The sequence below is a fragment of the Pararhizobium sp. PWRC1-1 genome (assembly GCF_049897905.1).
GTDB lineage: Bacteria > Pseudomonadota > Alphaproteobacteria > Rhizobiales > Rhizobiaceae > Pararhizobium.
Window position 1 is genome coordinate 40244 of sequence record NZ_JAFCXE010000026.1, and the last position, 19628, is coordinate 59871.

Annotated in this window: 18 protein-coding genes and 1 riboswitch; of the genes, 11 read left to right on the top strand and 7 right to left on the bottom strand. The window is 61.0% G+C overall.

Going from position 1 to position 19628, the window contains the following annotated elements; translation table 11 throughout:
- Positions 1–206 precede the first annotated feature (206 nt).
- Positions 207–1205, bottom strand: coding sequence for an ABC transporter substrate-binding protein (locus ACP7E0_RS29075; RefSeq protein WP_426130136.1), 999 nt, complete (start codon positions 1203–1205; stop codon positions 207–209).
- On the opposite strand from ACP7E0_RS29075, the gene ACP7E0_RS29080 reads away from it, so the two are divergent.
- Complete coding sequence (locus tag ACP7E0_RS29080; protein WP_426130137.1) at positions 1204–1668, top strand: hypothetical protein; 465 nt, start codon at positions 1204–1206, stop codon at positions 1666–1668. The genes ACP7E0_RS29075 and ACP7E0_RS29080 overlap by 2 nt on opposite strands.
- A 302-nt stretch (positions 1669–1970) precedes the next feature.
- Here the strand turns inward: ACP7E0_RS29080 and ACP7E0_RS29085 are convergent, their stop codons facing one another.
- A complete protein-coding gene (locus tag ACP7E0_RS29085) occupies positions 1971–2114 on the bottom strand; it encodes a hypothetical protein (protein ID WP_426130139.1) in 144 nt (47 codons plus the stop codon).
- A gap of 246 nt (positions 2115–2360) precedes the next feature.
- Here ACP7E0_RS29085 and ACP7E0_RS29090 point away from each other — a divergent pair, with 246 nt between their 5' ends.
- Positions 2361–3815 carry a cobyric acid synthase gene (locus ACP7E0_RS29090; protein WP_426130141.1) on the top strand — a complete coding sequence of 485 codons (1455 nt, stop codon included), beginning with the start codon at positions 2361–2363 and terminating at the stop codon, positions 3813–3815.
- Positions 3816–3831: 16 nt separating this feature from the next.
- Here ACP7E0_RS29090 and ACP7E0_RS29095 read toward each other — a convergent pair whose 3' ends face one another.
- Entirely contained in the window at positions 3832–5622 is a 1791-nt protein-coding gene (locus ACP7E0_RS29095) for a chloride channel protein (RefSeq protein WP_426130206.1), read from the bottom strand.
- A gap of 241 nt (positions 5623–5863) precedes the next feature.
- Positions 5864–6262, top strand: a riboswitch (cobalamin riboswitch).
- A 175-nt stretch (positions 6263–6437) separates the two neighbouring features.
- Between ACP7E0_RS29095 and cobU the strand changes: the two genes are divergently transcribed.
- From cobU to cobO, 4 genes are all read left to right on the top strand, one after another.
- Positions 6438–6962, top strand: coding sequence for a bifunctional adenosylcobinamide kinase/adenosylcobinamide-phosphate guanylyltransferase (cobU, locus tag ACP7E0_RS29100; RefSeq protein ID WP_426130142.1), 525 nt, complete (start codon positions 6438–6440; stop codon positions 6960–6962).
- Between the two features lie 3 nt (positions 6963–6965).
- A complete protein-coding gene (cobW, locus tag ACP7E0_RS29105) occupies positions 6966–8030 on the top strand; it encodes a cobalamin biosynthesis protein CobW (RefSeq protein WP_426130144.1) in 1065 nt (354 codons plus the stop codon).
- Positions 8031–8223: 193 nt separating this feature from the next.
- A complete protein-coding gene (gene cobN / locus ACP7E0_RS29110) occupies positions 8224–12255 on the top strand; it encodes a cobaltochelatase subunit CobN (RefSeq protein ID WP_426130146.1) in 4032 nt (1343 codons plus the stop codon).
- Positions 12256–12303: 48 nt separating this feature from the next.
- Positions 12304–12948: a cob(I)yrinic acid a,c-diamide adenosyltransferase gene (gene cobO / locus ACP7E0_RS29115; protein WP_426130148.1), complete on the top strand. Its 645-nt coding sequence runs from the start codon at positions 12304–12306 to the stop codon at positions 12946–12948.
- A gap of 12 nt (positions 12949–12960) precedes the next feature.
- Here the strand turns inward: cobO and ACP7E0_RS29120 are convergent, their stop codons facing one another.
- The 4 genes from ACP7E0_RS29120 to ACP7E0_RS29135 all read right to left on the bottom strand — a co-directional run bounded on the left by ACP7E0_RS29120 (position 12961) and on the right by ACP7E0_RS29135 (position 14984).
- Positions 12961–13746: a TSUP family transporter gene (locus ACP7E0_RS29120; RefSeq protein WP_426130150.1), complete on the bottom strand. Its 786-nt coding sequence runs from the start codon at positions 13744–13746 to the stop codon at positions 12961–12963.
- 125 nt (positions 13747–13871) lie between these two features.
- The gene (locus tag ACP7E0_RS29125) at positions 13872–14135 is read right to left on the bottom strand and encodes a DUF1488 domain-containing protein (protein WP_113247803.1); all 264 of its coding nucleotides are present in this window, start codon (positions 14133–14135) and stop codon (positions 13872–13874) included.
- 42 nt (positions 14136–14177) lie between these two features.
- Positions 14178–14345, bottom strand: coding sequence for a hypothetical protein (locus ACP7E0_RS29130; RefSeq protein ID WP_426130152.1), 168 nt, complete (start codon positions 14343–14345; stop codon positions 14178–14180).
- Positions 14346–14777: 432 nt separating this feature from the next.
- Positions 14778–14984 (bottom strand): hypothetical protein, encoded by a 207-nt coding sequence (locus ACP7E0_RS29135; protein WP_426130220.1) that lies wholly within the window; start codon positions 14982–14984, stop codon positions 14778–14780.
- On the opposite strand from ACP7E0_RS29135, the gene ACP7E0_RS29140 reads away from it, so the two are divergent.
- From ACP7E0_RS29140 to cbiB, 5 genes are read left to right on the top strand one after another with little or no spacing between them, the layout of a single operon-like run.
- Positions 14964–15401 (top strand): cobalamin biosynthesis protein, encoded by a 438-nt coding sequence (locus tag ACP7E0_RS29140; protein ID WP_426130207.1) that lies wholly within the window; start codon positions 14964–14966, stop codon positions 15399–15401. The two genes, ACP7E0_RS29135 and ACP7E0_RS29140, sit on opposite strands and share 21 nt — an antisense overlap.
- A complete protein-coding gene (cobA, locus tag ACP7E0_RS29145; protein WP_426130154.1) occupies positions 15398–16240 on the top strand; it encodes a uroporphyrinogen-III C-methyltransferase in 843 nt (280 codons plus the stop codon). Before ACP7E0_RS29140 ends, cobA begins: the two co-directional genes overlap by 4 nt.
- Positions 16237–17541 (top strand): cobyrinate a,c-diamide synthase, encoded by a 1305-nt coding sequence (locus ACP7E0_RS29150; RefSeq protein ID WP_426130156.1) that lies wholly within the window; start codon positions 16237–16239, stop codon positions 17539–17541. Before cobA ends, ACP7E0_RS29150 begins: the two co-directional genes overlap by 4 nt.
- Positions 17538–18542 (top strand): threonine-phosphate decarboxylase CobD, encoded by a 1005-nt coding sequence (gene cobD / locus ACP7E0_RS29155; RefSeq protein WP_426130157.1) that lies wholly within the window; start codon positions 17538–17540, stop codon positions 18540–18542. Before ACP7E0_RS29150 ends, cobD begins: the two co-directional genes overlap by 4 nt.
- 12 nt (positions 18543–18554) lie before the next feature.
- Positions 18555–19538, top strand: a complete 984-nt coding sequence (gene cbiB, locus ACP7E0_RS29160; protein WP_426130159.1) for an adenosylcobinamide-phosphate synthase CbiB — start codon at positions 18555–18557, stop codon at positions 19536–19538.
- The last annotated feature ends 90 nt before the right edge of the window (positions 19539–19628 follow it).

Sequence of the window (19628 nt, forward strand, 5' to 3'; positions counted from 1 at the left end):
CATGTGGAAAATGTGACAGCTTTTCGTCACAAGCGACTATGCCGTTTGCGACGATTTTCGTTTTCATATCCATATCTGATGGAAATACCGGCGGCATTTCGTGTCGCCGGCATCGGGGTCTCGTGTCTTCCGGCGCTGTGGCAGCGTGCCGCATTATAGGCCGAAAGCCGGCAGCGAAGTCTACTTCGCTGCCGCAGGACAAGCCCTTAGAGGGCTGCCTTGACCTTTTCGGCAACGTCCGGTGCGACCCACTTGGTCCACATGTCCGGATAGGTTTCCAGGAAGTACTTGGCCGCGTCTTCGTTGGTGCCCTGGTTGTCAGTCATCCAGGCGAGAACCTTGTTGACGGTGCCGTTATCCCACTTGCGGACCTTGACGTAATCCATGGCGACGCCGGCCTTTTCGGAGAAGGCCTTGGTGACGACCGTATAGACGTCCGAGGTCGGATAGGAGTTTACCTTCGGATCGGCGCAATCTGGAACGGCCGTACAGGCATCCCAGTCCGCCTTGTTGTGCTCGACACCGAAGCTCAGTCGCGTCATCTGATACTTGCCGAGGATGGCTGTGGGAGCCCAGTAGTAGCCGAGCCAGCCCTGCTTCTTTTCAAAGGCGTTGGAGATCGATCCGTCAAGACCGGCAGCCGAGCCCGTATCGACCAGTTCGAAACCCAGCTTCTCAGCGCCCAGTGCCTTGTAGAGGTTCGCGGTCGAAACCTGGCAATTCCAGCCCGACGGGCAGTTGATGACGGCGGCCTTCGAAGCGTCTTCAGGGGCCGGGAACAGTTCCGGATGTTTCAGCGCGTCCTGAACTGTCTTGATGTCCGGGTGAGCGTCAGCCAGGAACTTCGGGATCCACCAGCCTTCGACGCCACCTTCGCTGAGCAGCGGTGCAGCTTCGATCAGCCGGCCTTCCTTGATGGCGGCGTCGAGTGGCGTGCGCACGGCATTGACCCACAATTCGGGCGCCATGTCGGGCTGGGCTTTTTCGTTCATGGAGGTGAAGGTCGGCATGGTGTCGCCGGTCACCAGCGTAACCGTGCAGCCGTAGCCGTTTTCAAGAATATACTTGTCGACATGCGCGGCAACGCCGGCCGATGCCCAGTTCATTTCTGCGATGCTGACTTCGCCGCATTCGGCGGCTTGAGCGGAACCGGCAAGCGCATAGAGGCCGGCAGCGAGAATTGTGGAAGCGAGGAGCTTCTTCATGTTTAAGACCTCCCAGTCTTATGCAGCCAAAATCGTGGGGTCCATCGGGATACTGCATCTCCCGGAAACCCAATCGTTCAGGTTGAAGCAGGCCGGGGGGCTCTTGTGGCAAGGCCAATCTTTCATCCCCGCTGCGACGGCGTTGGAGCTTTATTGTCTGGCCGCCGAACTCTGTCGCCAGCCATCTCTCCTTTGTACCGTTAAGGTCAGCGTAAGTATTCCACTGGAGAAATCAACCTCCGGAATCGTCTTAAGCCATGCAGGCGGCGTTTGCGGGGTCTGGAAGGGGCCACGCAAGCTGTTGAATTTAATGAGCCGGGCAAGTTTTTTGTGCAAATGCGCCCCTCTATGGCGCAAAATTAGCGCTGCTTCACACAAGAGTTGCGGAGCGTGTTTTATCCCGGACAAATTCTGTTCCGTATGCGCCTTCGCATTGTTTTTCATCCGGCATGAAAAAAAGTGAAAAAAACACGTAATTCATCTTTGGTTAAGCTCTCACTAACCATCCGGTAACACTGTCAGGCTAATTGTTTTCCTGCGGCGGGGGATACTTGGCCGCCCGGCTGGATTAGGTTTTGCGTCCCGGCCGGAGCGATCTCCGGGTGTATGCCGGAGCGGCCATGTGTAGCTTTGGCAGACCGCACGGTTCCGGAAGGAACGGGTGCGGTTTTCGCGTTTACGGCATATCGTTTTTGCGGACAGGCACAAAAAAACCGCGCCCTTCAAACAAGGGCGCGGTTCGAAGTGTCAGTCTGGGAGTGGGGGTCAGCCGACGCTGCGTGTCCGGATGAAGCCGAGCGGGCCGAAGGGTGCGGACATGACCGTGTTGCGAACACGCGACTGGCTCTCGGGAACCTTCGAGTTCCAGGCGATCTGAACGAAATTGGGCTTGCTGAAGATGAACAACATCTGGGTGTGACCTTGGGTGTGGAGCGCCGTTCGCTCCGTGCTTTGATGCTGCTGATATAAGCCTGTTTTGGCGGAATACAACGAGTATTTTTGCCACGTGATGTCGCTTTTTGGATGGTCTGATATGCGTCCCATACAAGCCTTGCAGCGACCTGAAATATCGCGTGAAAACCGGATGCCAAACACGGCGGAAATGCGGCGGAATATGGCTTTTCTTGCGGTGGCTGCAATGCTAGAGGAGGCCTCATGACAAAGACGATCATGCTCCAGGGAACCGGCTCGGATGTCGGAAAAACGGTACTCGTGGCGGGGCTCTGCCGCATCGCTGCCAATCGTGGCCTGAAGGTCGCGCCGTTCAAGCCGCAGAACATGTCGAACAATGCAGCGGTTTCGGACGACGGCGGCGAAATCGGCCGGGCCCAGTGGCTGCAATCGATGGCGGCGCGCATTCCATCATCGGTGCATATGAACCCGGTTCTCTTGAAACCCCAGTCGGAGACCGGCAGCCAGATCATCGTCCAGGGCAAGGTGGCGGGGCAGGCGAGAGGCCGCGATTATCAGGCTTTGAAGCCGAGGCTGATGGGCGCCGTCATGGAAAGCTTCGAAATGGTGCGGACAGGCCTCGATTTGGTTGTCGTCGAAGGGGCTGGATCGCCCGCCGAAATCAACCTGCGCGCCGGCGATATCGCCAATATGGGATTTGCCACCCGCGCCAACGTTCCGGTTGTTCTCGTTGGCGACATCGACCGCGGCGGCGTCATCGCCTCGCTGGTCGGCACCCACACCATTCTGTCCGGCGAAGATCGTGCCATGATCAGCGGCTATATCATCAACAAGTTCCGGGGCGACGTGTCGCTGTTTGACGATGGGATTGCGGCGGTCGGCAGTTTTACCGGCTGGTCCTGTTTCGGCGTCGTGCCCTGGCTGAAAAGTGCCGCCCGCCTGCCGGCTGAAGATTCCGTGGTTCTGGAAAAGCTGGCGCGAGGGACGGGCAGGGCGTTGAAGGTCGCCGTGCCGGTTTTTTCGCGCATCGCCAATTTCGATGATCTTGATCCGTTGGCTGCCGAACCCGAGGTCGATCTCGTTTTTGTTCGCGCCGGCGAGCGCATTCCCGCTGACGCCGGTCTGGTGGTTATTCCGGGATCGAAGGCGACGATTGCCGATCTCGCCGATTTTCGCGCGCAAGGATGGGACCGTGATCTGCAGGCGCATGTGCGGCGTGGCGGCCGTGTCATCGGTATCTGCGGCGGCTATCAGATGCTCGGAAACCGGGTTGCCGATCCGCATGGCATCGAAGGCAATGTCGGTGAGATCCGCGGGCTCGGCCTTCTTGCGGTCGAAACGGAGATGGCGCCGGAGAAGACGGTGCGCAACAGCCGCGCCCGCTCGGCGATCTACGATGTGGCGCTGGAAGGCTACGAAATTCACCTCGGCCGTACCACCGGTGCCGACTGTACCCGGCCGGCTGTGATTATCGACGGCCGCCCGGATGGAGCGGTCTCCGCAGATGGCATGGTCAGCGGAACCTATCTGCACGGGCTGTTTGCCAGCGACGCCTATCGTGCAGCGCTGCTCAAAAGTTTCGGCATCGAAGGCGGCGGCGAAAACTACCGGCTGTCGGTTGACCGTGCGCTCGACGATGTCGCAGCCGAGCTGGAAGCCGTGCTGGAGCCGCGCTGGCTCGACAGCCTGATGTCCTGAGCCGAAGCGAACCCTTTTAGATTTCTCCGGATGCCTCGCGGCGTCTGCGGTCAAGCTCTTCGCTGTAACGGCGCAGCGTATGGCTTTCCGTCAACAGGCCAACGACGCGCCGTTCGATGAGATTGTTGACCACGGCCAGCCCATCGCTCTCCGTGGTGTCGAACAAGGCGGCTGCCTGCTTGGCGTTCATGTTCGGCTGCAGGAAATCGTTTGGGAGGCGGATGAAGCCGGAAAGGCCCTGCTTTTCCTCGCTGGCCTCGATGGGGCTGGCATAGACTTCGGGAACCTGAATGATGCCGGCATATTTTGCGCCGTCGACGACGACGACCCGTTGTGTCGATCCAAGCGGAAAGTCTCTCCGGAAATCCTCCAGCGTTGCCTGAATGTCGATCGTGCGGACATCGGTGCGCATCAGGCGGCCAACCGTCAGGTTCCTGATCCAGCCGACATCATGGGCGCTACGGATGCTTTCGCCGCGCAGGTGAAAACGCCATGTGGCGAATGAGTAGCCGAAGGTGGTCCGTACGACGAGTGATGAGGTGATCACGGCTGCCAGAACAAGGACGGTGATCGGAAAGTCGCCGGTGATTTCCAGTGCCAGGAATGTCATGGTCAGTGGCCCGCCGATAATGGCGACCGCCAGCGAACTCATGCCGACGACTGCGTAGATGACTGGCGTCAGCGTTGCGTGGGAAAATATGTAGGGCGCGGAAAAAGCAAACAGCTTGCCGAGCAGCGCGCCCATGAACAGCGAGGCAAAGAACAGGCCGCCGCGAAAGCCGGAGCCGATCGAGACGGCCGAGGCGAGTGATTTCATCAGGAACAGGCCGATCAGCATCGGGATCGCCGGCGAACTGGCGAGATTGAGATGCAGGGCGCCGTGACCGGCCGAAAGCACTTGCGGCGATACCAGTGCCAGAAGCCCGACGACGATGCCGCCGAGCGCCGGGCGCATGGGAGCAGGGATCGAGCTGCGGCGGGCAAGCCCCTCGATCAGCGAGACGCCCTTCATCAAAAGAATGCCCATGCCGGCGCAGAGGCAGCCGAGCAACAATGCCGGCAGATAGTCGGCCGGGACGACGGCGCCGAACTGACCGACATCGATGGTAAAATCGCCCGCATACAGCCATCTGGCCACGAGATTTGCGATCAGGGCGGAAACCACGACCGGTGTCAGCGACACGATCGTATAGGTGCCGATGATCAGCTCGAAGGCATAAAAGGCGCCCGTCAACGGTGCATTGAATGCGGCAGCGATGGCACCGGCGGCGCCGCAGCCGACCAGGGTGCGCAGGTCCGAGCGGCGAAGCTGCAGCGAGATGCCGAGTTTTGACGCAATGCCGGATGCGAGCTGCGTATAACCGGCCTCAAGCCCGACGGACGCACCAAAACCATTGGAGATCAGGTTCTGGATCGCAACGATAATGCTATCGGTCAGAGACAGGCGGCCACCATGCAGCGCGTTCGCCTCGATCGGGTCGACCATCGGCTTCTTGCGCCACGACGCCAGAACGACCATCACCAGGCCGAGAATGATCCCACCGGCCACCGGCGCGATCAATATGGAAATTTCGCCCTGCAGATTGCTGGAACTCAGCCTTTCGTCATCGGCAATGCCGAAGATCAGGCTGTGCAGGCGGCTCGATATGATGCTCATCGCGGTGACGGCAAGACCCGACGTAACACCGACGATCATGCCCGCGACGACCAGGCCGAGTTCGCTCCGCCGCGCAAAGGCCCGCATGCGCCCGAGATCGAAAAGCAGCGAGAGATAGCCGAGCCGCCGCAGGTTAAGTTTCGGAATCATCTTCAGCTTCATTGCCTGGCCATCCTGTCTCTGCGCCGTCGTGGGCATTTCCGCTTTTCTTCGAATTGCGAAAACGGCCTGTCTTTTTTTCTACGCAATTTCGGACGCAAAACCGCTGCGCACTTCCGCTGGAATTGCTCTAGAAGGCATGGTCTGGGAGATCAAGCTTAGTCTTGCCGAGGCCGGGCCAAACCATGGCGGCGAGTGAGTGCCGCAATTGACTTGATCCAGGCGAGCGCCTAATCATCGGTCATTGGATGGTTCCCGATATGCCGTTTGCATGTCGGGAGTAAATGGGAATGCGACGGGCCGGACCCAGACCGGGCGTCCTTATCGCAGCCGACCCCGCGACTGTAGAACGGTCAGGGTTCGCCATCCGGGAAAGCCGATGTTACCGGACTGTCCGTATTCGCGGCAGCGGCATGGATCGGCCCAACCGGAAAAGCCACTGGAGTGACGTCACGATCAGCCGGGGCCGGACGCCTCTATTATCTACGAATCGTCCACCTCTTCGTGATGCCCGTCGATTGCGGTAACGCAATCTGGCGCAAAACACTCCGGGAAGGCGAGGCGAACCCGTTCGTCCCATTTGGGGCGTGGCGCCGTGAGCCAGGAGACCTGCCATCCTCAAGGGCCCCGTTTTAGATTGGGGTTCGCCCAACCCAGGGAGAGATACTCCCGATGCCAGCACGGAGGTTGTCATGGCTTTATCATCCCGTCCCCGGAACGGCCTGTTTCGCGTTGCCGCGAATGCTGGTTTTCGTGAGCCAAGAATTCTTGTTCTTTCCGGCGCGCGCTGAGGCCGGGATCATTTCATGACATCGATACAGTCAGGCAGCGTGCTGGTTCTGGGCGGCGCCCGTTCCGGCAAATCCACCTTCGCCGAAAAACTCGTGACGGCGTCGGGTCTGCGCATGCATTACGTCGCGACCGGAAGGGCTTGGGACGACGAGATGCAGGCAAGGATTACCGAGCATCGCGATCGCCGCGGACCAGAGTGGCAGACCCATGAAGAGCCTCTCGATCTTGCCGGCTGCCTGAAGGCGATCGATGCGCCTGATCGCATCGTTCTGATCGATTGCCTGACGCTCTGGGTCACTAATCTGATGATGGAGCATCGGGATATTGCGGCGGAATTTAAACGGCTTGCGGCCTATGTGCCGCAGGCAAAAGCCCGGCTGGTCTTCGTTTCGAACGAGGTCGGCCTGGGCATCGTGCCGGAAAACCGGATGGCGCGTGACTTTCGCGACCATGCCGGCCGGCTGCACCAAATCGTTGCGGAGATATCCGCAGACGTCTATTTCATCGCGGCTGGATTGCCGCTGAAAATGAAGGGTTGATCCATGACTATTGAAAAGGCCGTCCACGGCAAGATCCCGGCGACCGTCATTACCGGCTTTCTCGGTGCCGGCAAGACGACGATGATCCGCAACATCCTGCAGAATGCTGGCGGCCGCCGCATCGCGCTGATCATCAACGAATTCGGCGATCTTGGCGTCGATGGCGACGTCCTGAAGGGCTGCGGCGCCGAAGCGTGCAGCGAGGACGATATCATCGAGCTGACCAATGGCTGCATCTGCTGCACCGTCGCCGATGATTTCATCCCGACCATGACCAAACTGCTGGAGCGCGAGAGCCGCCCGGACCATATCATCATCGAAACGTCCGGTCTGGCGCTGCCACAGCCGCTGATCGCAGCCTTCAACTGGCCGGATATCCGCACGCAGGTCACCGTCGATGGCGTCATCACCGTTGTCGATAGTGCAGCTGTTGCGGCCGGACGGTTTGCCGACGATCATGACAAGGTCGATGCGCTGCGCGTCAACGACGACAATCTCGATCACGAAAGCCCGATCGAGGAACTGTTCGAAGACCAGCTGACCGCGGCCGACCTGATCATCCTCAACAAGACCGACCTGCTCGATTCGACCGGCCTTGCCTTTGTCCGCAACGAGGTCTCTTCGCGCACCCACCGCAAGCCGACGATGATCGAGGCGAAGAACGGCGAGGTTTCCGCCGCCGTCCTGCTCGGCCTTGGTGTCGGCACCGAAAGCGACATCGCCAACCGTAAATCCCATCACGAGATGCAGCATGAGGCCGGCGAGGAGCATAGCCATGACGAATTCGACAGCTTCATCGTTGAACTGGGGTCCATTACCGATCCCGCCAGTTTCATCGAAAAGCTGAAGCGGATCATCGCAGAGCACGACGTGCTGCGCCTGAAGGGCTTTGCCGATATTCCCGGCAAGCCGATGCGCCTTTTGATCCAGGGCGTCGGCGCCCGCATTGACCAGTATTTCGACCGCCCCTGGGCTGCCGGCGAAGTGCGCCGCACGCGCCTGGTCGTCATCGGCCTGCACGACATGGATGAAGCGGCCGTGCGTGCTGCGATCGCTGCGGCGGTTTGACAATGGTGAGCGCGGCGTACCCCCCTCTGTCCTGGCGGACATCTCCCCCACAAGGGGGGAGATCAGCTGTGGCTGCCTCGCGCTCAAATTTCTTGGTGCAAGCGTCCCGGCACCGCGCGGCCCCGATCTTCCCCCTTGTGGGGGAGATGTCACGGAGTGACAGAGGGGGGTATCGCTGCCTTTGGGGAATACCATGCATCTCCTCCTAGCTCAGAAAGGCACGATTACCGACGGCGAGGAAGCGATCGATCTCGGTCAATCACCAGCCGATATCCTGTTCCTGTCGGCAGCGGATACCGAGCTTTCGTCGATTGCTGGCGCGCACCGCACGCGTGGAGGAAAGTCGAGCCTGCGGGTGGCAAGCCTTCTGACGCTCAAGCACCCGATGTCGGTCGATACCTATGTCGAGCGCACGGCGCGTCATGCCAAGCTGATCATCGTTCGCCCACTCGGCGGCGCCAGCTATTTTCAATATGTGCTGGAGGCGCTGCATGCAGCCGCCGTCACCCATAAATTCCAGATTGCCGTGCTGCCGGGCTGCGACAAGCCCGATCCCGGGTTGGAGCCGTTCTCGACCGTCTCTGCGGAAGACCGCAACCGCATGTGGGCCTATTTCACCGAAGGCGGCGCCGACAACATGGCGCGGCTGCTGCGCTATGCCGAGGCGCTGATCGACGGCGCGGAAAAACCGGAATCGGCAGCACCGCTGATGAAGGCGGGGATCTGGTGGCCGGGGCAGGGTGTGATCGGGGTCGAGGCTTGGAAAAAGGCCGCTGGGTTTGCTGCTTTCGGCGAGATTTCCCCCTCTGTCAGCGCTGCTGACATCTCCCCCTCAAGGGGGGAGAATGGCCTGCCGCACCCGGACGAGCCGGCAGCTTTTACTGTTGCGGCGAATTTACTGAAGGAGCGAGAGCTGTCACCAGCGATCTCCCCCCTTGAGGGGGAGATGCCCGATAGGGCAGAGGGGGGTATGCTTCCGGGAAACAAGAGCATCCCCTCCCATTTGAAGCCGGTAGCGGGAGAGGGACTCGAACCCCCGACAGTCGCCCTCTGCTTCTACCGTGCGCTGGTCCAAAGCGGCGAAACAAAACCTGTCGAAGCCCTGATCGAAGCGCTCAGTGCCGAAGGTTTGACAGTGCTGCCGGTGTTCGTGTCCAGCCTCAAGGATGCCGTGTCGATCGGCACGCTACAGGCGATCTTCGGTGAGGTACCGCCCACAGTGGTGATGAATGCGACGGGGTTTGCTGTTTCCGCGCCCGGCGCCGACCGTAAGTCGACCGTGCTTGAATTTTCCGATGCGCCGGTCCTTCAGGTGATCTTTTCCGGCTCGTCGCGGGCCGCATGGGAATCCTCGCCGCAGGGCCTGATGGCTCGCGATCTGGCGATGAACGTGGCGCTGCCGGAAGTCGATGGCCGCATCCTGTCGCGGGCCGTCTCGTTCAAGGCAGCGGCTGTCTATGACACCGATGTCGAGGCCAATATCGTCGGCCACGAGCCTCTCGCTGACCGCGTCGCCTTTGCGGCCAAGCTTGCGGCAAACTGGGCGAGGTTGCGTCAAGCGGCACCGGCTGAGCGCCGCGTGGCGATCATCATGGCGAACTATCCCAATCGCGACGGGCGGCTTGGCAATGGCGTCGGCCTCGATACACCGGCCGGGACGATCGAAGTGATGAAGGCGATGGCCACCGAAGGCTACGGCATCGATTCCATCCCTACCGACGGCGACGCGCTGATCCGCCACCTGATGGACGGCCCGACCAATTCGGTACGGGCGGATTGTCAGATCCGCGAAACGCTTTCGTTGAATCAATACAACACCTTCTTTGCGTCCCTTCCCGTTCAGATTCAGGCTGAAGTCACCGGCCGATGGGGCGAACCGCAAAGCGATCCGTTCTTCCGCGATGGCCAGTTCGCCTTGCCGCTCACGCGCTTTGGAAAAACACTGGTCGGCATTCAGCCGTCACGCGGCTACAATATCGATCCGAAGGAAACCTATCATTCGCCGGATCTCGTGCCGCCGCATGGTTATCTGGCTTTCTATGCGTACCTCCGCCGTGAATACGGCGCTCATGCCATCGTCCATATGGGCAAGCACGGCAATCTCGAATGGCTGCCGGGCAAGTCGCTGGCGCTGTCGGAGACCTGCTATCCGGAAGCTGTCTTTGGCCCGATGCCGCATCTCTATCCGTTCATCGTCAACGATCCGGGCGAGGGAACGCAGGCCAAGCGCCGCACCAGCGCCGTCATCATCGACCACCTGACGCCGCCGCTGACGCGGGCCGAATCCTATGGTCCGATGAAAGACCTGGAAGCGCTGGTCGACGAATATTATGACGCGGCCGGCGGTGATCCGCGGCGTCTCAGGCTGCTCAGCAAGCAGATCCTCGAACTGGTGCGCGATATCGGCCTTGATCATGATGCCGGTATTGCCGGCACGGACGGCGAGGACAAGGCGCTCGAAAAGCTCGATGCCTATCTCTGCGATCTCAAAGAGCTGCAGATCCGCGATGGCCTGCATATCTTTGGCGTGGCGCCGGAAGGCCGCTTGCTGACGGATCTGACGGTTGCCCTGGCAAGAGTGCCACGCGGGCAGAGCGAGGGCGGCGACCAGAGCCTGCAGCGGGCGATCGCGGCGGATGCGGGCCTGAGATTTTCCACATTGATCTCCCCCACAAGGGGCGAGATCAATCAGGAGCGTTCTTTCGACCCCCTCGACTGCGTCCTCTCAGATGGTTGGCTTGGCCCCAAGCCGGCCATCCTTGCCGAAGTCTCGGACGCCCCGTGGCGCACTGCCGGCGACACCGTCGAGCGCATCGAGCTGCTGGCCGCCCGGTTCGTCTCGGGCGAATTGCCGTGCCCGGATGACTGGATTGCCACCCGGGCCGTTCTTCACGAGATCGAAACCCGCCTCAAACCCTCCATTGTCCAATCCGGCCCCGCCGAAATCGCCGCCCTGATGACCGGTCTCGACGGCCGTTTTGTCGCTCCCGGCCCCTCCGGTGCGCCGACGCGCGGGCGGCCGGATGTGTTGCCGACGGGGCGCAACTTTTATTCGGTCGACAGCCGGGCCGTGCCGACGCCTGCGGCGTTCGAACTCGGCAAGAAATCGGCCGAGCTGTTGATCCGCCGCTATCTGCAGGATCACGGTGACTGGCCGACATCGTTCGGGCTCACCGCCTGGGGCACATCGAACATGCGCACGGGCGGCGACGATATCGCCCAGGCGATGGCGCTGATCGGCACCAAGCCGGTCTGGGATATGATGTCGCGCCGCGTCACCGGCTATGAGATCGTGCCGCTGGCGGTGCTCGGCCGACCGCGCGTCGATGTCACCTTGCGCATTTCCGGCTTTTTCCGCGATGCCTTTCCCGAGCAGATCGCCCTGTTCGATACGGCGATCCGCGCCGTTGGCGGGCTCGAAGAGGATGATGCCGACAATATGATTGCCGCCCGCATGCGGGCGGAAACCAAACGGCTGGCGGCTGCCGGCGTTGCGCCGAAGGAAGCATCACGGCGCGCCTCCTACCGTGTCTTCGGGGCGAAGCCCGGCGCCTACGGGGCCGGGTTGCAGGCACTGATGGATGAGGGCGGCTGGGACAATCGCGCCGATCTTGCCGACGCCTATCTCACCTGGGGAAGCTATGCCTATGGGGCTGGGGAAGACGGCAACGCCGAGCGCGGGCTTCTCGAAGCGCAGCTGAAGACCGTCGAAGCCGTCGTCCAGAACCAGGACAACCGCGAGCACGACCTGCTCGACAGCGACGACTACTACCAGTTCGAAGGCGGCATGAGCCTGGCCGTCGAGCAGATGGCCGGCACGCGCCCGACGATCTATCACAATGACCATTCGCGTCCGGAAAAGCCGGTGATCCGCTCGCTGGAAGAAGAGATTGGCCGGGTGGTGCGCGGCCGCGTCGTCAATCCGAAATGGATCGAGGGCGTCATGCGCCACGGCTACAAGGGCGCCTTCGAGATCGCCGCCACGGTCGACTACATGTTTGCCTTCGCGGCAACGACCGGCGCTGTTCGCAGCCATCATTTCGAGGCGGTCTACCAGGCCTATGTGATGGACGAGCGCGTCCGCCGGTTCATGGAGGACAAGAACCCGGATGCGCTGCGCGAAATGACCGACAAGCTGATGGAGGCGATCGACCGCGGCCTCTGGTCGCCGCGCTCCAACTCGGCCCGGTTCGAGTTGCAGGGGCTTTCGACGGCGGCCGAGTAACGGCGCTTCGCCAATGACAAAAACAAACGAATTCGCAGAGGACACACAATGAGTGAAGACGACGTACAGACAACCGAGACCGGCCCAGTCCACGATGAGGCACGCCACGCCATGAAGATGGCGAAGAAGAAGACCGCGCGCGAAAAGATCATGGCGACGAAGACGGACCAGAAGGGCCTGATCATCGTCAATACCGGCAAGGGCAAGGGCAAATCGACGGCCGGTTTCGGGATGATCTTCCGTCACATCGCCCATGGCATGCCGTCAGCCGTCGTCCAGTTTATCAAGGGCGCCTGGGAAACCGGCGAGCGCGACCTGATCGAGAAGCATTTTGGCGATGTCTGCCAGTTCTACACGCTGGGCGAAGGTTTTACCTGGGAAACGCAGGACCGTTCGCGCGATATCGCAATGGCGCAAAAAGCCTGGGAGAAGGCCAAGGAACTGATCCGCGACGAACGCAATTCCATGGTTCTACTCGACGAGATCAATATCGCGCTGCGCTATGACTATATCGATGTTGCCGAAGTGGTGCGGTTCCTGAAGGAAGAAAAGCCGCACATGACCCACGTCGTGCTGACCGGCCGCAACGCCAAGGAAGAATTGATCGAGGCTGCCGACCTCGTCACCGAGATGGAGCTGATCAAGCATCCCTTCCGCTCCGGCATCAAGGCGCAGGTCGGAGTCGAATTCTAAGCGGCTCTGCTTTTACCAGCCAAGCCAGATCCGGACCGGGTGGCCCGGATCTGCCAGGAGCTTGATCGCCAGTGCGATGCAGGTGACGACCAGAAGCGGCTTGATGATCTTGGCGCCGTTCTTCATCGCAAAGCGTGAGCCGACCTGCGCGCCGACAAATTGGCCGACGCCCATCACAAGGCCGACCTTCCAAAGGATCACGCCGTACAGCCCGAACACGATGAAGCCGCCGACATTCGAGCCGAAATTCAGGAATTTCGTGTGCGCCGTCGCCTTCAAGACGCCGAAACCGGCCAGTGTCACGAAGCCCAGCATGAAGAAAGAGCCGGTGCCCGGGCCGAAGACGCCGTCATAGAAGCCGATCAGCGGAACGAAGATGAGGCCGAAAAGGAAGGGTGTCATCCGGCGTGTCTGATCGACGTCGCTGATGTTCGGCTTGAGACCGAAATAGAGCGCGATGGCGATCAGGAAGAACGGCAGCACCGTCTTGAGAACGTCGCCGGGAACGATCGTCGCCAGCGCAGCACCCAGCGCGCCGCCAATCATGGCAAGCGCCGCCATCGGCAATTGTTCGACAAGGTTGACATGGCCGCGCCGCGCATAGGCGATGCTGGCGGAGCCCGATCCGAACAGCGACTGCAGCTTGTTGGTGCCCAGTGTTTCGAGCGGCGGAATGCCGGCGATCAGCATGGCCGGTATGGTGATCATGCCGCCGCCACCGGCGATGGAATCTATGAAACCGGCAAGGAAAGCGGCTGCAAACAGGAAGGCGAGGAGATGGGGAGCAAGATCGTGCACGGGGAGACTCGGACAGCCAGAGCGGATGAAAATTCAGCCACTGTGTGTCAGAGGTTTGCCGGAAATGCAAAGGCCGCCGAAAGGACCACGCTGGCCCTTCCTGAAAATCATGACGGGTTTGTGCCCTATTTGAAATGTGCCTCGGTCAGCACGTAGCTGTCGCGACGGTCGCGCCCATAGGCCTTGCGGGCAATATCATGCACCGCGTTGCGCGCCGCATCGAAGGCTGCAAGGCAATCGGCCTCGCTCGGGGCACGCGAGACGATCTTGGGAAGGGCGCCGATTTCAACGAAGAATTTTACTTCGAACATGCCGTCATGGCCGAGAAAGCGGACGCGTCTGGCGGTTTCGTCATAACTGCGGCTGGTGTTGGGAAACGTCAATGCCATGAAGCGATATACCTTAAACTATGAAAATACGAAGGCCGGATCTCACAGAATCCGGTTGTCTTCGACGGTGCGCAGCATGTGGCGATGCTGACCGTCGCTGTCGGGCTTTCTGGTCGTCTTGATCATGATCTCAGCCGTCTTGCGCACCGCCTTTGGTGTCGTCGCGGCGAGAACCTTGATCAGGGCAGGTTTTTTCTTGAAAAACATCATGGGCAGTCCTCCTGCATCTGACCGGCGGCAGGCCGCGAACGATCGATGCTGTTGTATTAAATGCCCGCGCGCCGAACGCACAAAATCCTGTGGCTCGTGACGTCACTCATTTTGATTGGTATCGCGATGGCAAGGAGCGGCTGGTGCTCGTCATCGTCAGAAATATTCCAATGCGGAATGCGGTGCCGCAAGCGTACGCGTCTTTGGTGGGCACCTCAGCCAGCCGTGGGCGTCAATTGAGGTTTAAGTGAGGTCACGCTGTGGCTCAGTAGGCGTCCGCTGCCAATGAGCGCGTAATCGTTTGTATGGCGCGGGCTGCGGCGCGAATGACGCAATCCGGTTTGACCGGGCAGGTGGCCTCCGGTAAACAGGAGGACGTGCGACGGTGCCCATCACGGTGGGCTGAAAGAGCGTCCGGTGCGGCCGACCCAGTCAGGGGGCTTCATCCGGTGCTGTCCAGACCGCTTCGAAGCCTTTGGCTGTCGAAGGCCCCGGCGCATCGTGATCATGCGGCTTGGGAGGCCCGTCTTTGTGATGCATCTGGATATCGGCGAACAGGCAGGTCGCAGGCCCCTCGTTCTCGGCCTTGGCTGCGAGCGCGGCACGCCTTGCGACGAGGTGATCCTGCTTGCCGAACAAGCGCTAGCCACGGCCGGCATTGATCACCTCATGCTCACCGGTATTGCTTCACTTGATAGCCGTGTGGCGGAACCGGCGATGCTTGCCGCCGCCACGCATTTTTCCGTTCCCTTCCTGGTTTTCGATGCCGGTACGCTGGAGGCGCAGTCGCCGCGGCTGCAAAATCCGTCGGACATCGTCTTTGCCTTGACCGGCTGCCACGGCGTGGCGGAAGCGGCGGCCCTGGCTGCGACAGGCAAGTCTGGCGCGCTGATCGTTCCGAAGATCAAGTCGGCTCATGCGACTGCTGCCATTGCTCGTGGAGAATTTATCGAGTCAAGTCAGGATGTTGCCGTTGGACGCTGGCAAAATGAATCCGTATCTTCATATCTGGAATCAAGGCTGCCTATGTCCATGGTATTGGGAGCCGCGCCATGACCGACACGTTGTTTTCCGGTCTGCCCGAACTGGCGCCGGGCTCGGTCTGGCTGGTCGGTGCCGGTCCCGGTGATCCAGGGTTGCTGACCCTGCATGCCGCGAATGCGCTGCGCCAAGCCGATATCATTGTCCATGATGCGCTGGTGAATGCCGATTGCCTGAGCCTGGCCAAGTCGGGCGCCATACTGGAATTCGCCGGAAAACGCGGCGGCAAGCCGTCGCCGAAACAGCGTGATATTTCGCTGCGGCTGGTCGAGCTGGCCCGCCAGGGCAAGCGCGTGCTGCGGCTGAAGGGCGGCGATCCCTTCGTCTTCGGCCGTGGCGGCGAGGAGGCTTTGACGCTGGTCGAACATGGCATCCCGTTCCGCATCGTGCCGGGCATTACCGCAGGTATCGGCGGGCTGGCCTATGCCGGCATTCCGGTCACGCACCGGGAGGTCAATCACGCGGTGACGTTTCTCACCGGCCATGATTCCTCGGGTTTGGTTCCCGACCGGATACACTGGGAAGGCATCGCCAAAGGCTCGCCGGTGATCGTCATGTATATGGCGATGAAACATATCGCCCAGATTGCTTCCAATCTCATTTCTGCCGGCCGCTCACCGGACGAACCCGTCGCCTTCGTTTGCAATGCCGCGACGGCGCAACAGACGGTTTTGGAAACGACGCTGTCGCGCGCCGAAGCCGATGTCATCGCATCCGGGCTTGAACCACCGGCCATCGTCGTTGTCGGCGAGGTGGTGCGCCTGCGGGCGTCGCTCGACTGGCTGGGCGCTCTCGACGGCCGCGTTCTGACGGCGGATCCGCTGTCGAGCCGGACTTACAAGGACCCGGCATGAGCGGTTTGTTGATCGCGGCGCCTTCGTCCGGTTCCGGCAAGACGACGGTGACGCTCGGAGTGATGCGAGCCTTGCGCAACCGTGGAATTCCGCTGGCACCGGGCAAGGCTGGCCCGGACTATATCGACCCGGCTTTCCATACAGCCGCGAGCGGCAAGATTTGCCTGAACTACGATCCATGGGCAATGCGTCCGGAGCTGCTTCGCGCCAATGCAGTCCTATCGACTGCGGGCCGCGAGGCGCTGATCATCGAGGCGATGATGGGGCTCTATGACGGTGCGATCGACGATACAGGCTCGCCCGCAGATCTCGCCGCGATGCTGGGTCTTTCCGTCATACTGGTGGTCGATTGCGGCCGTATGGCGCAATCGGTTGGGGCGCTGGTGCGCGGCTATGCCATGCACCGCGACGATGTGCATGTGTCCGGCGTCATTCTCAACAAGGTCGGTAGCGTCCGCCACGAAACGATGCTGCGCGGTGCGCTGCATGCGATCGGCATGCCGGTGCTGGGCGTCTTGCGGCAGGATGCTGCAATGAAGCTGCCGGAACGCCATCTCGGCCTTGTGCAGGCCGGGGAGCACGGTGCGCTGGATGCTTTCATCGAGCACGCAGCAATGCAGGTCGAAAAGGGTTGTGATCTGGACGCAATCCTGTCCCTTGCACGGTTGAGCCCGTTCCCGCGTTCGCAGGGCGATGTCCCGCCCTTGAAACCGCTCGGCCAGAAAATCGCCATCGCCCGCGATGTCGCCTTTGCCTTTTGTTACGAGCATCTGCTGTCTGGCTGGCGGCGCGCCGGTGCCGAGCTGACATTCTTTTCGCCCCTCACCGACGAGACACCTGCTGCCGATGCCGATGCCGTCTATCTACCGGGCGGCTATCCCGAGCTTCACGCCGGGCTTCTAGCCGATGCCGGGCAGTTCAAATCCGGCATGGCAACGGCGCGGGATCGTGGTGCGCGGATTTTCGGCGAATGCGGGGGTTACATGGTGCTGGGCGAGGGGCTTGTCGCCGCCGATGGCAAGCGCTACGGAATGCTCGGTTTCCTGCCGCTCGCCACCAGTTTTGCCGAGCGCAAGCGGCATCTGGGCTACCGGCGGGTCACTCCGCTCGATGCCGTTTTTTTTGATGGTCCGATGATGGCGCATGAATTTCACTATGCCACGATCCTGTCGGAGGGCGCTGCCGACCGGCTGTTCGATACGGCCGATGCCGCAGGCACACTGCTCGGATCTGCCGGGCTGCGGCGCGGACAGGTCGCCGGCTCCTTCATGCATCTCATCGACACGGTTCGCTCCGCATGACTGCGCCGATCATGCACGGTGGTGGAGTTACTGAGGTTGCGGCGGTGTTCGGCGGCAGACCCGAGGACTGGCTGGACCTCTCGACCGGCATCAATCCCAATCCTGTCGCGTTGCCGGATGTTCCGATCCAGGCATGGCACCGCCTGCCGGATCGTTATTTGGTGGACAGTGCGCGAAATGCGGCTGCACGCTACTATCGCAGCGATGACAGTCTGCCGCTTCCCGTTCCCGGCACTCAATCGGTCATCCAGCTCTTGCCGCGTCTTGTCGCGCCGGGCAGGCGCATCGCCATTTTTGGACCGACTTACGGCGAATATGCGCGAGCCTTTACCAGTGCCGGTTTTGCGATCGACGAAATCTTTACGCCCGATCAACTGACGCCGGATCATGGTCTGGCCGTTCTGGTCAATCCCAACAATCCGACCGGACGGACCTTCTCGCCAACGGATATCCTCGATATGGCGCGGCGTATGAAGGCCAATGGCGGGCTTCTGCTTGTCGATGAAGCATTTGGCGATACCGAGCCGCAGCTCAGTGTGGCAGCGCAGGCCGCCGGTCACGACAATCTCATCGTCTTCCGCTCGTTTGGCAAATTTTTCGGTCTGGCCGGGCTCCGGCTCGGTTTTGTCATCGCAGCAGAGCCGGTTCTTTCGGCCTTCCAGGAATGGCTCGGCCCCTGGGCGGTGTCGGGACCGGCCCTGGTGATGGCGACAGAACTGATGCGCGGCGACACCCAGGCGGTTCAGTCGCTGATTCTGGCGCGCAAGCAAGGTCTTGAAGTGGTCTTGCGGCAGGCCGGGCTGAAGATCATCGGTGGCACGCCGCTTTTCACCCTGATCGAGCACAAACGGGCATCCGATCTGCACGAGCATCTCTGCCGAGGGTGGATTTTGACGCGGAAATTCGCCTATGCGCCGTCCTGGCTGAGGATTGGGCTTGCACCCGATGCGGCAGGCGATACACGTTTGGCGGATGCCTTGCGCAGCGCGCACCTCGCCTGAACGGACCCTTCTATGTCGACCGGAATTCTGCTTGTCCTGATCGCTGCCCTTCTGCTCGACCGGATCGTCGGCGATCCCGATCGGCTGTGGCGCCGGCTGCCGCATCCGGTGGTGCTGTTCGGTGCGATGATCGGCTGGTGCGACCGGACGTTCAACCGCAAGCGCCTGGGGGAAGAGGCCTTGCGGATCAGCGGTGTTCTGGTCATTTCCGGATTGCTGCTGTGGAGCCTGTTTTGCGGCTGGTTGCTGCACAAGGTGTTCATGCACATCGGCATTTTCGGCTGGTTGCTTGAAACGATCGTCGTTGCGGTATTCCTGGCCCAGAAAAGCCTCGCCGATCATGTGACGCGGGTGGCCACCGGTCTTCGCACCGGCGGACTTGAAGGTGGCCGCAGGGCGGTGTCGATGATCGTCGGACGCGATCCGGAAACCCTGGACGAGCCGGCGGTTTGCCGCGCGGCGATCGAAAGCCTGGCGGAGAATTTTTCCGACGGTGTCGTCGCTCCGGCCTTCTGGTATGCGCTGCTCGGCCTGCCGGGCCTGATTGCCTACAAGACGCTCAACACCGCCGATTCGATGATCGGCCACAAGACCCCGAAATACCTTCATTTCGGCTGGGCTTCTGCCCGTCTCGACGATGCAGCCAATATTCCGGCTGCGCGGCTGTCGATCCTGCTGATTGCTGCCGGTGCCACCCTGACCACTGGGCGGCGCGCGGCCGGCAATGCCCTTGGTGTCGCATTGCGCGACCATGGACTGCACCGCTCGCCCAATTCCGGCTGGCCAGAAGCTGCGATGGCCGGCGCCCTTGATGTACAATTGGCAGGCCCCAGAATCTATGCGGGCGCACTGGTCAATGAACCGATGATCAACGGAGCAGGCAGGGCGGTGGCAACGGTCGCAGATGTGGAGACGGGCGTCTCCATATTCTACAGCGGTTGCGGATCACTGGTAGTCTTGGTGGCCATCGTGGCCGTTCTCTTCAGTATAGTTTAAAGTTTTTACTCGGTTCGAAAAAATTGAACGCGTTCGCGTTAACGCAGAATTTTCCAATTGTCTTAAACGTCTATAATTTCAAATACTGTA

Excerpts from the sequence above, each read along its gene's own strand:
- ACP7E0_RS29095 (WP_426130206.1), bottom strand. The coding sequence starts at position 5,622 with ATGATTCCGAAACTTAACCTGCGGCGGCTCGGCTATCTCTCGCTGCTT.
- cobA (WP_426130154.1), top strand. The coding sequence starts at position 15,398 with ATGACCGACACGTTGTTTTCCGGTCTGCCCGAACTGGCGCCGGGCTCG.
- ACP7E0_RS29130 (WP_426130152.1), bottom strand. The coding sequence starts at position 14,345 with ATGATGTTTTTCAAGAAAAAACCTGCCCTGATCAAGGTTCTCGCCGCG.
- cobO (WP_426130148.1), top strand. The coding sequence starts at position 12,304 with ATGAGTGAAGACGACGTACAGACAACCGAGACCGGCCCAGTCCACGAT.
- cobU (WP_426130142.1), top strand. The coding sequence starts at position 6,438 with ATGACATCGATACAGTCAGGCAGCGTGCTGGTTCTGGGCGGCGCCCGT.
- ACP7E0_RS29075 (WP_426130136.1), bottom strand. The coding sequence starts at position 1,205 with ATGAAGAAGCTCCTCGCTTCCACAATTCTCGCTGCCGGCCTCTATGCG.
- ACP7E0_RS29080 (WP_426130137.1), top strand. The coding sequence starts at position 1,204 with ATGTTTAAGACCTCCCAGTCTTATGCAGCCAAAATCGTGGGGTCCATC.
- cobW (WP_426130144.1), top strand. The coding sequence starts at position 6,966 with ATGACTATTGAAAAGGCCGTCCACGGCAAGATCCCGGCGACCGTCATT.
- cobD (WP_426130157.1), top strand. The coding sequence starts at position 17,538 with ATGACTGCGCCGATCATGCACGGTGGTGGAGTTACTGAGGTTGCGGCG.
- ACP7E0_RS29085 (WP_426130139.1), bottom strand. The coding sequence starts at position 2,114 with ATGTTGTTCATCTTCAGCAAGCCCAATTTCGTTCAGATCGCCTGGAAC.
- ACP7E0_RS29150 (WP_426130156.1), top strand. The coding sequence starts at position 16,237 with ATGAGCGGTTTGTTGATCGCGGCGCCTTCGTCCGGTTCCGGCAAGACG.
- cobN (WP_426130146.1), top strand. The coding sequence starts at position 8,224 with ATGCATCTCCTCCTAGCTCAGAAAGGCACGATTACCGACGGCGAGGAA.
- cbiB (WP_426130159.1), top strand. The coding sequence starts at position 18,555 with ATGTCGACCGGAATTCTGCTTGTCCTGATCGCTGCCCTTCTGCTCGAC.
- ACP7E0_RS29090 (WP_426130141.1), top strand. The coding sequence starts at position 2,361 with ATGACAAAGACGATCATGCTCCAGGGAACCGGCTCGGATGTCGGAAAA.
- ACP7E0_RS29125 (WP_113247803.1), bottom strand. The coding sequence starts at position 14,135 with ATGGCATTGACGTTTCCCAACACCAGCCGCAGTTATGACGAAACCGCC.